Below are 16,674 nucleotides of genomic sequence, written 5' to 3' on the forward strand. Positions count from 1 at the left end.
GAAGAGGTATATTAGAGAAATTCACAAATAAAACTGCCGTTATACCGAAAATCGCTAAAATTGAAGATACGACTATTAAATACTTTCTTGCTGAACTTTTTGTGGGTTTCAATTGCGTTGATTTAATTTGTGATTACATCAACGCCGAATTTTATGCTACTTCATCAATAATTTTAGGTTCTTCTTCTACCTCGTCTTTTTCTACACGCAGATTTCTAATGATGTGCTGTTGCCTGTCGGGAGTATTTTTTCCCATATAATATTCGAGCAAACTCTTAATGGTCTGATCTTTCAAAATAACAGGATCTAGCCTGATATCTTTACCAATAAACAAACCAAATTCATCAGGAGAAATCTCACCTAGCCCTTTAAAACGAGTGATTTCGGGCTTGTTACCTAATTTTGCAATGGCATTTCGACGCTCTTCATCACTATAACAATAAATAGTTTCTTTCTTATTTCGAACCCGGAATAATGGGGTCTGTAAAATATAAACATGTCCTGCTTTTACTAAATCAGGGAAAAACTGAAGAAAGAAAGTCATCATAAGCAAACGAATGTGCATTCCATCTACGTCGGCATCAGTTGCAATAACGATATTATTATAATGCAAGCCTTCTAAACCATCTTCAATGTTAAGTGCGTGCTGCAATAGATTAAATTCTTCATTCTCGTAAACCACTTTTTTAGTTAACTCATAACAATTCAGCGGCTTACCCTTCAAACTAAAAACGGCCTGGCAATCTACATCGCGGGATTTTGTAATAGAACCTGATGCGGAATCTCCTTCGGTAATAAACAACGTGGTTTCATAACGTTTTTCGTGCGTACTGTTAAAGTGCACTTTACAATCGCGAAGTTTTTTATTGTGTAATGAGGCTTTCTTCGCCCGGTCGTTCGCTAACTTTTTAATGCCTGCAATATCTTTACGCTCACGCTCCGACTGATTGATCCGTTTTAGCAGCGCATCTGCCACATCTGGATTTTTGTGCAGATAATCATCAAGTTCCTTCTTCACAAAATCATTAATGAATGTTGCTACTGATGGCCCCTCTGGTCCCATATTTTGAGAACCCAGTTTAGTCTTTGTCTGTGATTCAAAAACAGGTTCCTGTACCCGTATAGAAATTGCAGCAATGATAGATGAACGTACATCCGCAGCATCAAATTCTTTTTTAAAAAACTCCCTTACGGTTTTCACCACTGCCGCCCGAAAAGCAGCTTGATGGGTTCCTCCCTGTGTGGTATGCTGTCCGTTTACAAACGAGTGATAATCTTCACCATATTGCTGACCATGTGTCATGGCAATTTCGATGTCGTTTCCAATCATATGGATAATCGGATAACGAATTTCTTCTGGCTTATTAAATTTAGAAAGCAGATCGTACAATCCTCTTTCCGAAAAATATTTTTGGTTATTAAAATTTACAGTTAAGCCGGTATTCAGGAACACATAGTTCCACACCATACTTTCTACAAAATCGGGAATGTAATGGTAGTTTCTGAAAATCGTTTCATCGGGATAAAAGGTAATGGCTGTACCATTTCGCTGAGTAGTATCGATGATGGGTTGTTCATTAACAATCTCTCCTTTCGAAAATTCGACTTTTTTGCTTTTGCCATCACGATAAGATTGAACGGTGAAACTGGTAGATAGCGCATTTACTGCTTTCGTACCTACACCATTTAACCCTACAGATTTCTGAAAAGCATTACTGTCGTATTTACCGCCCGTATTAATCTTACTTACACAATCTATAACTTTTCCTAAGGGAATACCCCGACCAAAATCCCGAACATTTATTTTCTGCTCAGAAACTGTAATTTCGATGGTTTTTCCAGTTCCCATCACAAACTCATCAATAGAGTTATCTACAATCTCCTTTAACAAAACATAAATTCCATCATCTTGGGCAGAGCCATCACCTAACTTACCGATATACATACCGGGCCGTAATCTGATGTGTTCTTTCCAATCTAATGAGCGAATACTGTCGTCGTTATAAACTACTTCTGCCATAAATTTTTATTTGTTATCAAGTTGATAGAACTTCGTGATTACACAAAGGAGCTATACCGAGGGATGTTCGGAGCAAGCTTTAACGTTCAACATGACAATAGTTTTGGGATGATTTGATTATCGAATAAATGAGAAAAATACAGTGATAGTTCTACAAAAATCGAATAGCAAAAATTATTATACAATAATACTTCTATTCTTCGAAGCTAGCAAATGAAAATTTCAACATTAAGAAAATGTAAGAGGTAAGGATGGATGATGGACGCATTACGATTCCATTTTCCACTTCCCATCTTAAATGTAAAAGGTGACGATGTAAGATGGATGAGGGCATAGTGCAATTCCTTTTCCATTTCCCGTTTCCCGTTTCCCGTTTTCCGTTTTCCGTTTCCCATCTTAAATGTAATAGGTAATGATGTAGGATGGATGATGGGCGCATTACTATTCCGTTTCCAATTTCCCGTTTTCTATCTTCCGTTTTCTCATTTTTCATCATCCGTTTCCGTTGCCCGTTTTCCGTTTCCCATCTTCCGTTTCCCCATTTTCCATCCTCCATTTTCCACTTCCCATCTTAAATGTAAAAAGTGATGATGTAAGATGGATGAGGGACGTAGTGCAATCTTTTTTCCGTTTTCCATCTTCCGTTTCCCCATTTTCCATTCCCCCTTTTTCCCATCCTCCATATTTTCCCTATCTTCATCCCATAACTTATTATCCATTTTAATGCAACAAAAAAAGCAACTTTCGCTCTTCGATTTATCCATGATTGTAGTCAGTTTGGTTATCGGAATGGGGATATTTCGTACGCCTGTTAACGTGGCTGCAAAAGCCCAGATTCCCGAATTGTTTTACCTGGCCTGGTTTATAGGTGGTTTTGTAGCATTTTGTGGTGCGTTAACTTATGCAGAAATTGGTTCGAGGTATCCGGTAACGGGTGGTTACTATAAAATCTTTTCGGCGGCTTATCATCCTTCTATTGCTTTTGCCATCAACTGTATTGTAATTATTTCGAGTGCAGCATCTGTAGCAGCAATTTCTATTATTGGTGCAGAATATTTAGGTAAAATTATGCTACCAGCAGATATGCAAACCGACTTTTACAGGGTAGCAATTGCCATCACCACCATTTTGGTTTTCTATTTCATCAATTTACTTGGCTTAAAAGCGAGTGCTAAAACCCAAAATGTATTAACGATTGTCAAAATTGCCTTAATCCTGTTGCTTATTTCTGCTGTATTTTTTGGCACTCAAAGTCAAGCCATAACTCCTATTTTCAAAACTGAAACTGGCGCCCTACCCAACTGGTCAGATTATGGAAAAGCCTTAGGTTTATGTCTAATTGCCGTTTCGTTCTCTTATGCTGGCTATGCACAAACCATTAATTTCGGAGGTGAGGTTAAGGAAGCAAAAAAAGTTATTCCGCGTTCAATTATTATCGGATTATCCATTATTGTAACGCTTTATTTAATCATCAACTATGTTTATGTAAAGGTAATTGGCTTTGAAGAACTTAAAACTGCTGAAAGTATTGCTGCAATTTTAGCTTCCAAAATATTTGGTCCGGCGGGGTTTAAAATGCTTTCAGTAATCATTTTTGTATCGGTAATGGGTTATGTAAATGTGAATTTGCTCAGTAATCCGAGGGCGATGTTTGCCATGGGCGAAGAAGGTGCGCTACCAAAAATATTCAGTAAAATGAATAAAAAAACCGAAGTAATTACCTTAAGTTTAACCATTTTTACGCTCATTGCTGTGGTGATTATTTTCTATGCCAAAACCTTCGATAAGATTCTAAATTATACTATCTTCCTGGAAAGCATTAGCATGGCAAGCTCTGCAGCAACTATTTTCATTTTAAGAAAAAGAACGGCACATCTCGATCAGAAAACAATCTATACTGTTCCGCTCTATCCCATTTTGCCAATAATATTTATTGCGGCCTATACTTTTGTGGCATTTAGCATTTATGCAGATGACCCAAATGCAGCTTTGAATGGTTTGTATATTTTTATTGGATTTCTGATCATTTATTTCATTTCCAAACTGATTAAAAAGTAAGTATGTAAATTACCAAATGGGGATTAATGGCTGAAGATCCTCTTCTCTGGTTCACATGATTAAGAATTAATTCTTCCAGGAGACACAAACCATTGTCAAAAATTTGCTATTACCTAGAATAAAATGATAAGCAAAGCTGGTTTTTCCAATAAAAAATAAGACCTTGCTTTACAAATAGCTTAACCAAATTAATGAACAAAACACTCTCTTTAAAACAAGAAATTGCTTATGCTGCAGGAATGATTGGTTGGAGTACAATGACTAACATCATCATTGTAATGCTTCCATTTTTCTACCTGCCACCGAGTAATTCAGGCTTACCCACCTTGGTTCCGCAACTTGTTTTTTTGGGTGCATTTAACATTCTATCCATCATTGCTGCTTCAGGCAGATTAGTTGATGCCATATTTGATCCTTTTATTGCAAGCCGAAGCGATGCCAGTGAAAATCCAAATGGCCGACGCATGCCTTTTATGAAATGGGCAATTTTACCCGCAATGATCTTTTGTGGATTGGTGTTTTATCCTATTCAAAAAGGAGAAAGTTTACATAATGCATGGTGGCTAACCATTACGCTGTGTTTATTTTTTGTATCGGTAACCACTTACATTATTCCATACAACGCCTTACTGGCAGAGGTAACCAATACGCCCCGTCAAAAAGTTAAACTATCCAGCTATCAGCAGGTGGGTTTTGTAATTGGTATTATTTTTTCTGCCTGCACCAACAACTTTGCAGATTTGGTTCAAAATCATTTTAACATTGCAGATAGAAGTGAAGCTGTACAAATTGCAATCTGGGGTTTGTGTGTTTTATCTGGCCTGGTGATGTTGATGCCGATATTCTTCATCAATGAGAAAGAATTCTCTGTAGCCAAACCGACACATGTTCCACTTTGGCCTGCCATAAAAAACACCTTCAAAAACAGCAATTTCAAATATTATTTAATTTCTGATTTCGCTTTTTATACGGCTTTGAGCATCATCTCCAGTGGCCTGTTATTCTTCTGTACCGTTTTGCTTGGCTTACCAGAATCAGAAGGAGGCAAATTTATGGGTGCGATGGTGCTGGCATCACTTTTATTTTATCCACTGGTTAATTTTGGATCTGCTAAAATTGGTAAGAAACCTTTTGTTTTACTAGGCTTTGGTGTACTCTGCCTGATCTTTGTTACCATCTTCTTTTTAGGAAAATTACCTTTCGGGCCTTACACCCAGATTTACCTTTTGGTACTTTCGGCATCTTTTCCTTTAGCAGCCTTAGGGATTTTACCTACAGCAATCCTGGCCGATATCGCCCAAAAAGATACCATTGCAACAGGAGAGAATCATGAGGGAATGTTCTTTGCTGTAAAATACTTGTTTGTGAAGTTAGGTCAAACCTTAGGCATCGCTGTTTTTGCCATGCTCACCATCTATGGAAAAGATCCCGGAAACGACTTCGGACTTCGATTAAATGGCGTAGTGGGTTTTGCTTTATGCCTGATCGCTCTAGTGGTTTTTAGCCGGTTTAAAGAAGAGAAATAAACACATAAATTTCAGTTGAAATAAAAAAACGCATGGAGCAAAATTCCTCCATGCGTTTTTCTATTTTTTGTTTTACTTAAAACCTGAGAGTTGAACAATTATTTACTGCCTATTACACCCCGGTCTGCGACCACCCCTCTGAAAGAGGGGAATACGATCGCCATTCCCATCCTTCGGAGGGGTGCCCAAAGGGCGGGGTGGTTAAGAACAAAAATAAACTGCTCAATGGTATGCTAATGCATAATATTACCGAACTCCGGTTAATAGGTTAATATCCCGGACTTTGTTTCAATGTGCCCTTACTCCGATCAATCTGATCTTGTGGCAGCGGGAAATACTCATCCCTAGCTTCGATATTAATCCCTCTCAGGTAATCAAAAAACCCACCTTCGAAAGCGAAATAACTTTCGAGTGTTTGCTTAACAATTCCCCATCGTACTAAATCAAAAAAGCGGTGACCTTCCATCGCCAATTCCAGGCGACGCTCAAAACGCACCGCATTCCTGGCGTAAGTAGCATTTGGAAACGACACGTATGGATTCACTTTATAAGCGGCGGCAGGCACTCCATTAACCAGTTGAGGGGTTATCTTTGCAGCCCTTTGCCGAACTAAATTAACCAGTGTTAGCGCCCTTGGCAAATCGCCCTTTTCAACAGCACATTCTGCAGCCATTAAATATACGTCACCCAAACGAATCAGGTTTACGTTTAATCCGGTTACATTCGTTGTTCCAGGAGCTGATCCGCTGGAAATCTGAGAAGATTCAATAACATTTTTAATTGGCAAAAACGGACCGCCATTACTTGCATCACGAATCCAGGTATCACCAGCCATTAATCCCCAATCACGATAAGGAACCCCACGTCTACCTAAAGTAGATTCTATTCTCGGATCTAAAGGCAATGTTTTATCAACCACATAACTATCTTTTTCTGCTGGTAATAACCCGAAATCTGATTTATATGGATTGTTCCGGTAACTGCCATCTAATAAAGGAAGGCCGGCAGCATCTACTTTAAACGCATTGGCTAAATCGATGGTCGGCTGAAAGAAACCACAGCAATTAATTGGCGTATTGCCATAAGGAAAATTCAGAATATCGCCAACATTTCCATTATCACCACCAGTACCATCAGTACCTACAGAATGCTCTACGGCTAATATTGCTTCAGGACCACCTTCTTTAGTAATATCAAAATTATCAGAATAAGGTAAAGTGGTAATGTCTGGTTTTGCCAAGATCACTGCATTTAACAAATCGTAAGCTTCAGTATATTTTTTCTGGTAAAGGAGTACTTTCCCCAGATAAGCCTGCGCTGCATATTTATCTACACGGCCTCTTTGTCCTCTCGGTTTGGTGGTCGATAGATTTGCAACCGAGTAGGTAAGATCATCTACGATGTTTGGATAGATATCTTTATCATTCGGAACAATAGCACCATTAGTTGTTTCTGTAATGTATGGCACCATTTTAAAGATTCGCACCAGAAAGAAATAGTAGTGAGCGCGTAACAACCTGGCTTCACCCTGAATTTCTCTTGCACGGGCATCGCTGAATTTTCCAGCAGCCTGGCCAGTCTGAAGGTTGTTTAACACCTTAATGGTCGTATTTGCTCTTTGGATACCTTCAAAGCATCTATCCCAAATGTTGGATAAATTATCATTGGTACTGGTTGGAGCATGTTGCTCTATGGCATTCATTGGCGGCTGATCACCTACACTACTTCCCTTGTGGGCATTATCTGAAGCTACCTCACCAAATAACCACTGGCTTGGCGCCGCACCATAATTACCGTAAGTACCATTAACGTTTCCATTTAATAAGCTGTAGGCACCAACTAAAAGGCCTTCCACTCCATCCTGTGTCATTAACTGCTCTTCAGTAAGTTCTCCTTGAGGTTGCAGTGTTAAAAAATCCCGCTTGCAAGACATGCTACTGCAGATTAGTACGGAAAGAATAATATATTTTATATTTTTCATCATGATCATTTTAATTAAAACCCAACATTAATACCGATTAAAAACTGACGTGGAGATGGATATACACCCTGATCTACTCCCGGAGCAGTAAATCCATCAGTAACCTGACTAACCTCAGGGTCTAATCCTGTATATTTGGTGATGGTAAATAAATTGGTTGCACTCACATAAACCCTTAATCTGCTAATCCTTGAATTCGGTCCGAAAGCTTTAGCCGTTGGAACAGAATAGCCTAATTGAATATTTTTCAACCTTACAAAACTTCCATCCTGAATGTAATAGCTGGAAGAAGCAAACTCAAGATCAGATGCACCTGCATAAGCAGAAGGAATAAGGCTTGATGTATTTGTAGGACTCCAGGCATTTAACAACCTCGTACTTTTAGCGCCATCGAATGATGGGAAATCGGTAAAGTAACGGGTAGCTTCAAAAATATCATTTCCCTGCACGCTGTAGATAAAAGCAGAAATATCGAAATTACGATAAGAGGCATTCAAGTTTACCCCTAAATTGAAATCAGGATTTGGATCGCCAATAATGGTACGGTCTCTTGGATCTAATACACCATCACCATTAATATCCTGATAACGAAGTCCACCAACCCTGGCGCCAGCATAAGATGGATTATTTTGAATATCAGCAGCACTTTGGTAAATACCGGCCGTTCTGTAGCCAAAGAAAGAACCAAAAGGAGCTCCTTCCTGTAATACACTGGTTTGCAAACTTCTGTAATTACCATAAATCTGGTTTAAGATTCCAGGCGCCAGTTGCACAATTTTATTTTCGTTTTTAGAGAAGTTTAAGCCGATATCAAATTTTAAAGGGCTATCTGCTTTTCTGCCATAATGATAGGCTACATTAAATTCGATCCCCTTATTGCTCATATCGCCGATGTTAACAAACGGAGAAAAACCTAATCCGACTACACTTGATGGCAATGGTAAATTGTAAAGCATATCGGTGGTTTTCTTATCATACCAGTCTAACGATCCGTCAACTGCACCATCTAACAACGTAAAATCCAAACCAATGTTAAGCGATTTTAAAGATTCCCATTTCACATCAGGATTTTGATAGGCATTTTGACGCACACCAGTAGTAAGACCATTTCCACCACCAACAGCATAAGCAGCATTGATGATAGAACTTTCAAATCGGTTGATGTATTGATAAGCAGGAATCCGCTGATTTCCTGTTTGTCCGTAACCGGCACGGATTTTCAAATCGCTGATCCATTTAACATCTTTCATAAAGTCTTCTTCAGATATCCGCCAGGCACCACTCACTGCCGGGAAGTTACCGTACTTATTATTCTCACCAAAGTTTGATGAACCATCACGACGAACGGTAAAGCTGGCCAGATAGCGATCATTAAAGGAATAATCAAGTTTAGCAAACAACGAATATAATGATCCGATAGATCCGGTACTGGAGTTGCTGATGTTAGAAGAACCAGTATTTAAATAGTAATAATCGGGATTACCCAAAAGGAAAAAATCATTCCTTCCGGCGTTTAATTGCCTTGATCTCGACCTGATGGCTTCAGTACCAATTAAAGCATTCAATCTGTGCTTCTCGTTAAATACTTTACTATAGTTTAAAGTATTGGTCCAGGTCCACTCTGTATTATATCCCTGATATTCATTCAGGTTATTGGAATTATTTCCTTCAGAGAACTCGAGGTTTGGATAGCGCATAGATAAACCATTATAGTTTTCATAACGTAAACCAAAGTTTGTTCTGAGTACCAGGCCTGGGATAATATCACCTTCTCCAAAGATATTACCGAAGAAGAAATTATTTTTATTCAGGTTATCTTTCGCCCTGAATAAAACAGCCAATGGGTTTTCTGCGTTCCCCAACTGACTACCACGACTACCTGCGAAATTACCATTGATATCATAAACAGGAATGATGGTTGGAATACGGTAAGCCCAACCCAGCGCACTTCCCTGATCCTGATAACCACCTGGAAGATTTGGATTTACACCAAATCCATAGCCTTCTGAATAACTGTATTGTGCATTTTCACCAAAACGTACCCGTTTATTAAATGCCGATATACCTGTATTAGACCTGAAGTTATAACGTTTGAAACCAGTATAATCTATAGTTCCTTTTTGGTTTAGGTAACCTGCAGAAACCGCATAGGTTGCATTTTCACCACCGCCAGTAGCGCCTAACTGATAATTCTGAATGGGTGCAGCTTTCGTTATTTCATCAAACCAGTTGGTACCTGCTTTATTAGCGCGGGTAATCTGGTAAAACAAGTTTGGATCGCGGCTATAATTATATTTAGATGGATCAGCATCGGCAGCAGTAACGTCCTGGCCTAGTTTCGATCCGGCAACTAAAAAATCCGGTAATACGGGTGTTGTTCCCGAACCATAATTTCTGCCCGCAGCAATTGTTTTTCCGGCGTTTTTATAACCATCAAATACATATTGTGCGTATTGTTGAGGGTTCATCATTTCCGGAAAACTACTTTTTCTAGGCACCTGGGTACCATAATAAGAATCTACGGTAATTTTTGGTGCACCACCTACACCTTTTTTAGTGGTGATAATCACTACCCCATTATTTGCCCTCGAGCCGTAGATTGAAGCAGAAGAAGCATCTTTTAATACCTGCAGACTTTCGATGTCATTTTGGTTAAGCCATGATAATTTACCTTCAAAAGGCACCCCATCTATTACATAAAGGGGCTCATTATTATTGATGGTACTCGTGCCACGAATCCTGATTTGTGGCGTAGAACCTGGCGCACCGTCATTAATTACCTGAACACCAGTAGCCTTACCTTGTAAAGCTTCTACGGCACTCGCGGCTGGCTGTGCTTTTAAAAGATCCATACTCACCACAGCTACGGCTCCAGTTAAATCCTTTTTCCGCTGGGCGGAGTAACCCGTTACCACAACCTCTGTTAAGTTGTTGTTCTCTGCCTGCAATACCACAGCAATGTTGGTCTGATTACCTACAGTTACTTCTTTGTTTGTAAACCCAATAAAGGAAATTACCAGAATATCAGTGGGTTTTACACTGAGTGAAAATGTGCCATTTGCATCTGTTGTGGTACCGCCGATAGCATTTTTAATTTTAATTGTTGCTCCAACGATGGGAAGTTTGTCATCACTGGCAATGATTTTACCAGTAATTTTAGTTTGGGCAGTTGCGCCAATGGCATACAACAAACCCAAGCACAGAAGAAGAAAGCCCCTCCTGAAAATGGATAGATTTTGTGTCATAGTTTATATATTGGTTAGTATTAGTTTTCGGTTCGAATTAACCAGCTTAGTAAACTGGTTCAAATTCAATCAGGCGTTGATCAACAATGCCTTTGAAAAATAGAGATGTTACGCCGGATTGATTGAAAATGTAAAAATGCGACTGGATCAAAGCTTAGAAAATTGCCTCGGCGTTTAGGTACAAGTTGTGCCATATAAAAAAAGTTTAATTTGGTTAGGTAATTCAGTAAGTCTACACAGACATAACGCAAAATAATTGCATATTTCTGATTATAAACTGATTACAATTTAACTAAAAATAAATCTGCAACCAAACAATAATTTTTTAAATCTGCTTTTTTATCGCTTTTTGAGGCTGAGAACTGGCTTACATAAAAATTATATCTGCTCTTCCCAATTATTTCTTTATCTTTGCCGCTGAAGCAGGAATATGGGCTTGCCATTCTGAATGGCATATTCTCTCCGCAAGTTAGTCCTTCAACAAATGATTGTTCTAGCTTCTTCGATAAATATTACACAGAAACATACATGTTATTCAAAGAATTAAACCTCATAGAGCCCATTTTACAGGCCCTTGAGAAACAAGGTTATACACAACCTACCCCGATACAGGAGCAATCCATCCCCACTATATTAAAAGGTAAAGATTTATTAGGTTGCGCACAAACAGGAACGGGTAAAACCGCTGCATTTGCCATCCCAATGTTGCAATTATTGCACGAAAAACACATCAATACCAAGGCAAATAAAAACATTAAAGCTTTAGTATTAACACCAACCCGTGAACTAGCAATACAGATTGAAGAAAGTTTTAAGGCCTACGGTAACAATTTAAACCTGCGTCACCTGGTCATATTTGGAGGTGTTAATCAACACTCCCAGGTAGAAGCACTTAAAAAAGGAATCGATATTTTAGTGGCAACCCCAGGTCGTTTATTGGATTTAATGAATCAGGGTTTCATCAGCTTAAGCACGATAGAACTTTTTGTTTTAGATGAAGCAGATCGTATGTTGGATATGGGCTTTATTCACGATGTGAAGAAAGTAGTAGCTAAATTACCCGCTAAACGCCAGACTTTATTTTTCTCGGCTACCATGCCGGATGAAATTCAGAAGTTAGCCAATACTATTTTATCTAACCCAACGAAAGTTGAAGTAACCCCAATTTCTTCTACTGCTGAAACCATCGTTCAATCGGTTTATTTTGTTGATAAACCAGATAAAAAGAAGTTGTTAATTCACTTGTTGGAGGATAAGAACATTCAAACTGCATTGGTTTTTACCAGAACTAAACATGGTGCAGATAGAATTGTGAAAGATTTAGGCTTTGCCGGAATTAAATCTGCCGCCATTCATGGTAATAAATCACAAAATGCCCGTCAACGTGCATTAACAGATTTTAAGGATAGAAAAATCCGTGTGTTAGTGGCAACTGATATTGCTGCGCGTGGTATTGATATCGACCAGTTATCGCATGTTATCAACTACGAATTACCGAATATCCCTGAATCTTATGTCCACAGAATTGGCCGTACAGGTCGCGCTGGTGCAAACGGAATTGCTATTTCTTTTTGCGATGCTGAAGAAAACGAATATTTACTGGACATCCAGAAACTGATTAAAATTACTTTACCGGTGGTTGATGACCATCCTTACCCATTAAGCTGGGAAAGTATGTTGGCTAAAAACCAGGTAAAGCGTAAACCACAAGCCCAATCTAAAGGCGGCGGCGGTGGCGCAAGAAAAAGCGGCGATGGCAACATGAGCGGCAAACCACGTAACGCCAGCAGTCAAAGGAAATTTGGTGGAAACAGAAATAAAGCTAAATAAGACTAAAGCTTAAAGCCGAAAGAAAAAAGCTCAAAGCTGAAAGACTATAAGCTAAAGAAGAAACCCAGGTTGTGAAAAACAGCCTGGGTTTTGTTTTTATTCCTGTTGCTTTGCCATATCTATAATACGGTCGTTATTGCGAGGCTGATTCTTCATCAGCCGTGGCAACCTCCTTTCTAAGCGGAAAGTCTAAAGCGAAAACCTACTTTGTTAAATAGCTTGGGTTTTGTTTTTATACCTTTTGCTTTGCCACATACATAAACGGTCGTCATTGCTGAGGCTAATTCTTCATCAGCCGTGGCAACCTCCTTTTTGTTAGCAATGTCAAAAAAGCAGGTTACCGCAAATACTACCGATGAAAAAATCGGTGAATATTCTCGCAAGGATTGTTCAGGGGAGAGAAACTACAGTTTTAAACTTACGAAGTTTTCCCTCACACAGGCCAACTAAACTTCGTAAGTTGATTCCCGTCATTGCTGACGATGAGCACAAAAAGCCCCGATTTGCTATCTCACAAATCGGGGCTTTTATAAAACTTTACAGGAAGCTTTCTGCTTTAGTCTTTAAGCTTTAAACCTATCCTTAAACAACCACATTAATAATTTTTCCTTTTACGAAAATGATTTTCTTTGGCGCTTTGCCGTCCAGAAACTTTTGGAATTGTTCATTTGCAAGTAAAATTGCCTCTACTTCTGGTAGACCCAAAGTTAAACTCAAATTCAGATTCATCTTCATTTTACCGTTCACAGAAACCGGGTAAGCAAATTCATCTTCCACTAAGTGTTCCGGATTAAAAACAGGGAAAGCCGTATACGACAATGTTCCAGGTTCGTTACCCAATTGAACCCAAAGTTCTTCACAGATGTGTGGCGCATATGGAGATAAAATCACTACCAGATCTTGCAAAACACTTCGCTTGTTTGATTTTAAATCTGTTAATTCATTTACCGCGATCATAAAGCTCGACACGGAAGTATTGAAAGAGAAACGCTCAATATCATCCTGTACTTTTTTGATAATCTTATGCAATGATTTCAATTCTGCTTTCGTAGGTTCAGCATCAGAAACAGTAAATTCCCAAGCCTCATTGTGGAATAATCTCCAGAATTTACGCAAGAATTTAAATACGCCTTCAATGCCATTGGTGTTCCACGGTTTACTTTGCTCCAGCGGACCTAAGAACATTTCATACATCCGCAAGGTATCAGCGCCATAACGTTCGATCAAATCATCAGGATTAACTACGTTAAATTTTGATTTCGACATTTTCTCAACCTCAATACCGCAGATGTACTTCCCACCTTCCAGAATGAATTCTGCATTTGCATATTCCTCTCTCCAGGCTTTAAATTTATTTAGATCTAAGGTATCGTTCTCCACAATGTTAACGTCAACATGTAAAGCTGATGTTTTATATTCTTTCCTTAACCCTGCGGAAACAAAAGTATTAGTTGGCTTTCCATTCTCGTCATTAATTCGATAAACAAAACTACTTCTGCCCTGAATCATCCCCTGGTTAATCAGTTTTTTGAAAGGCTCTTCTTCTTTGGTGTAACCTAAATCTTTCAAAAACTTGTTCCAGAAGCGACTGTATAATAAGTGACCTGTTGCATGTTCAGAACCTCCTATATATAAATCGACAGCCTGCCAATATTCGACAGCTTCTTTTGAGGCGAAGTCAGCATTATTATTCGCATCCATATAGCGGTACCAGTACCAGCTACTTCCGGCCCAACCTGGCATGGTGCTTAATTCATAATGATCACCAGCAGGAGGCATCCAGTTGTCTGCCCTCGCCAAAGGTGGTTCACCAGTTTCGGTTGGTAAATATTTATCAATTTCTGGCAAGACTAATGGCAGTTCTTCTTCTTTGATTAAATAAGGTAAACCATCTTTAAAGTAAACCGGAATTGGCTCACCCCAGTAACGCTGGCGACCAAAAATCGCATCACGCTGACGGAAATTTACCTTTGCTTTACCTACATTATTTTCCTCTAACCATTTATTTAACAATGGAACTGCTTTCTGATAAGTTAATCCATTAATAAAACCTGAATTGATATAAGTACCCTCTTTAGTAGGATCAGCTTGTACTTCGATTTCTTTCTGACCATCCAAAATTTGAATAATCGGCAAATTGAAATGCGTTGCAAATAACCAGTCGCGTTGATCGCCACTTGGTACACCCATTACCGCACCGGTGCCATAACCAGCAAGCACATAATCCGCAATCCACAATGGAACACGTTCACCACTCACGGGATTGATTACATAGGTACCAGTGAAAGCACCGGAAACAGTTTTAGTATCCGCCATGCGGTCTAATTCCGATTTCTTTTTCGTTTGAGAAATGTAATTCTCAACATCTTGTTTTTGTTCCGGAGTAGTTAATTCTGCCACCCATTCATGCTCGGGCGCCAATACCAGGTAAGAAACACCAAAAATGGTATCTACTCGAGTGGTAAAAACCTCAATGTAGTCAGCAGTACGAAGTCCGGAGTCAGGAGTCTCATTCGTAGATCGTAAATCTTCAATCTTAAATTTAACTGATGCTCCTACACTCTTACCAATCCAGTTGCGCTGCATTTCTTTAATAGGTTCAGGCCAATCGATGGTATCTAAACCTTGCAAAAGTCTGTCAGCATAAGCCGTGATTCTCATGCTCCACTGCATCATTTTTTTCTGCTCTACCGGGAAACCGCCACGTTCTGAGAAACCATCTTTTACCTCATCATTGGCCAAAACAGTTCCCAAAGCAGCACACCAGTTCACAGTACTTTCTCTAAGGTATGTTAAGCGATATTTTAATAATTCAGTTTGCTTTTCCTCTTCGGTAAAAGTTGCCCAATCACTTGGCATAAATGATTTTACATCTTCATCACAAGCCGCTTTTACATCAGCAGAGCCAGAAGCATTAAATTTTTCAATTAAAGTAGTGATATCTTCAGCACGATCGTTTTCAAGGTTATACCAGGAATTGAACAATTGCATAAAAACCCACTGTGTCCATTTGTAATAAGAAGGCTCACTGGTGCGCACTTCACGACTCCAATCAAAAGAAAAACCGATCTGATCTAACTGGCGGCGGTAGGTTGCAATATTTGCTTCTGTAGTGAGAGCCGGATGCTGACCAGTTTGTATGGCATATTGCTCCGCAGGTAAACCGAAAGAATCGTAGCCCATTGGATGCAAAACATTGAAGCCTTTAAGACGTTTGTATCTCGAAAAAATATCTGATGCAATGTAACCCAGTGGGTGACCAACGTGTAAACCTGCGCCAGATGGGTAAGGAAACATATCTAACACATAATATTTTGGTTTTGTAGAATTGCTTTCGGCTTTAAACGTTTGATGATCTGCCCAAAATTTCTGCCACTTTTGTTCTATTTCTTTGAATTGGTAATCCATTGCAAGTTTTAAATTTTTAAAGAAGCGAAAATACAGAAATAAAGGGGCTTAGTAAAACCAAAAACAAGTTAAAACTTTAAGTTATTTATTATTATCTTCACTAATCAAAATGAGTGGTTATGACACCTATCACAATCGAAAATAAAAAATACGTACTCATCCCCGAAGAAAGCTATAAAGCACTGCAAAAGTCTGCAGCTTTAAAACATCATCCTGAAAAAACTTTTTCCATTGCTGAAGCAAGAGCGCTTAGCAAAAAGTTAATCAGGAAATGGTCAGCAGAAAAATAACAATCAAAGAATATGTTGTCGAAAGTATTGCTGCAATTTCTTGGTATATAGAATCAGAAGGCTTACCTGCTACTGCTGAAAAATTTGCAGATCGCGTATATAACTTTATAGAGAAGTTAGCTGACAGCAGAAAAAGATATAGAACTTGCCGCGACACAGAAAGGTTTTTAATGGGCTATAAATGTATAATATATGAAAAGAAGATACCATCGCTTTAATAGAATTTGAAACTAAAATTATAATTTTTGAGTTTTTGAGTTTTTGCCTTCTAAAACAATTCATTGGTAAATTTTAGCCTACAGGTTGGTGTCTCACT

At 38.8% G+C, this 16,674-nt stretch carries 11 protein-coding genes; 5 read left to right on the forward strand and 6 right to left on the reverse strand.

The annotated features are described in order from the left end of the window. Positions 1–151: 151 nt before the first annotated feature. The 3 genes from ACN1CD_RS09930 to ACN1CD_RS09940 all read right to left on the reverse strand — a co-directional run bounded on the left by ACN1CD_RS09930 (position 152) and on the right by ACN1CD_RS09940 (position 2,739). Positions 152–2,020, reverse strand: a complete 1,869-nt coding sequence (locus ACN1CD_RS09930; protein WP_419130237.1) for a DNA topoisomerase IV subunit B — start codon at positions 2,018–2,020, stop codon at positions 152–154. Positions 2,021–2,213: 193 nt separating this feature from the next. Continuing rightward, positions 2,214–2,576: a hypothetical protein gene (locus ACN1CD_RS09935; RefSeq protein WP_419130238.1), complete on the reverse strand. Its 363-nt coding sequence runs from the start codon at positions 2,574–2,576 to the stop codon at positions 2,214–2,216. Beyond that, the gene (locus ACN1CD_RS09940; RefSeq protein ID WP_419130239.1) at positions 2,503–2,739 is read right to left on the reverse strand and encodes a hypothetical protein; all 237 of its coding nucleotides are present in this window, start codon (positions 2,737–2,739) and stop codon (positions 2,503–2,505) included. The genes ACN1CD_RS09935 and ACN1CD_RS09940 overlap by 74 nt, the downstream gene beginning before the upstream one ends. Positions 2,740–2,743: 4 nt before the next feature. Between ACN1CD_RS09940 and ACN1CD_RS09945 the strand changes: the two genes are divergently transcribed. Both ACN1CD_RS09945 and ACN1CD_RS09950 read left to right on the forward strand, forming a co-directional pair. Then, the gene (locus ACN1CD_RS09945; protein WP_419130240.1) at positions 2,744–4,078 is read left to right on the forward strand and encodes an APC family permease; all 1,335 of its coding nucleotides are present in this window, start codon (positions 2,744–2,746) and stop codon (positions 4,076–4,078) included. Between the two features lie 191 nt (positions 4,079–4,269). After that, entirely contained in the window at positions 4,270–5,604 is a 1,335-nt protein-coding gene (locus ACN1CD_RS09950) for an MFS transporter (RefSeq protein ID WP_419130241.1), read from the forward strand. Between the two features lie 268 nt (positions 5,605–5,872). Here the strand turns inward: ACN1CD_RS09950 and ACN1CD_RS09955 are convergent, their stop codons facing one another. Then, positions 5,873–7,588, reverse strand: a complete 1,716-nt coding sequence (locus ACN1CD_RS09955) for a RagB/SusD family nutrient uptake outer membrane protein (RefSeq protein WP_419130242.1) — start codon at positions 7,586–7,588, stop codon at positions 5,873–5,875. 11 nt (positions 7,589–7,599) lie between these two features. Next, positions 7,600–10,830, reverse strand: a complete 3,231-nt coding sequence (locus tag ACN1CD_RS09960) for a SusC/RagA family TonB-linked outer membrane protein (RefSeq protein ID WP_419130243.1) — start codon at positions 10,828–10,830, stop codon at positions 7,600–7,602. A 528-nt stretch (positions 10,831–11,358) separates the two neighbouring features. Here ACN1CD_RS09960 and ACN1CD_RS09965 point away from each other — a divergent pair. Next, positions 11,359–12,660 (forward strand): DEAD/DEAH box helicase, encoded by a 1,302-nt coding sequence (locus tag ACN1CD_RS09965; protein ID WP_419130244.1) that lies wholly within the window; start codon positions 11,359–11,361, stop codon positions 12,658–12,660. A gap of 582 nt (positions 12,661–13,242) precedes the next feature. Here the strand turns inward: ACN1CD_RS09965 and leuS are convergent. Then, entirely contained in the window at positions 13,243–16,068 is a 2,826-nt protein-coding gene (leuS, locus tag ACN1CD_RS09970) for a leucine--tRNA ligase (protein WP_419130245.1), read from the reverse strand. Between the two features lie 119 nt (positions 16,069–16,187). Between leuS and ACN1CD_RS09975 the strand changes: the two genes are divergently transcribed. Together ACN1CD_RS09975 and ACN1CD_RS09980 are read left to right on the forward strand one after the other, a co-directional pair. Beyond that, entirely contained in the window at positions 16,188–16,358 is a 171-nt protein-coding gene (locus tag ACN1CD_RS09975) for a hypothetical protein (RefSeq protein ID WP_419130246.1), read from the forward strand. After that, positions 16,340–16,576 carry a hypothetical protein gene (locus ACN1CD_RS09980; protein ID WP_419130247.1) on the forward strand — a complete coding sequence of 79 codons (237 nt, stop codon included), beginning with the start codon at positions 16,340–16,342 and terminating at the stop codon, positions 16,574–16,576. Before ACN1CD_RS09975 ends, ACN1CD_RS09980 begins: the two co-directional genes overlap by 19 nt. Positions 16,577–16,674 lie beyond the last annotated feature (98 nt).

The sequence above is a fragment of the Pedobacter sp. N23S346 genome (assembly GCF_048515415.1).
GTDB lineage: Bacteria > Bacteroidota > Bacteroidia > Sphingobacteriales > Sphingobacteriaceae > Pedobacter.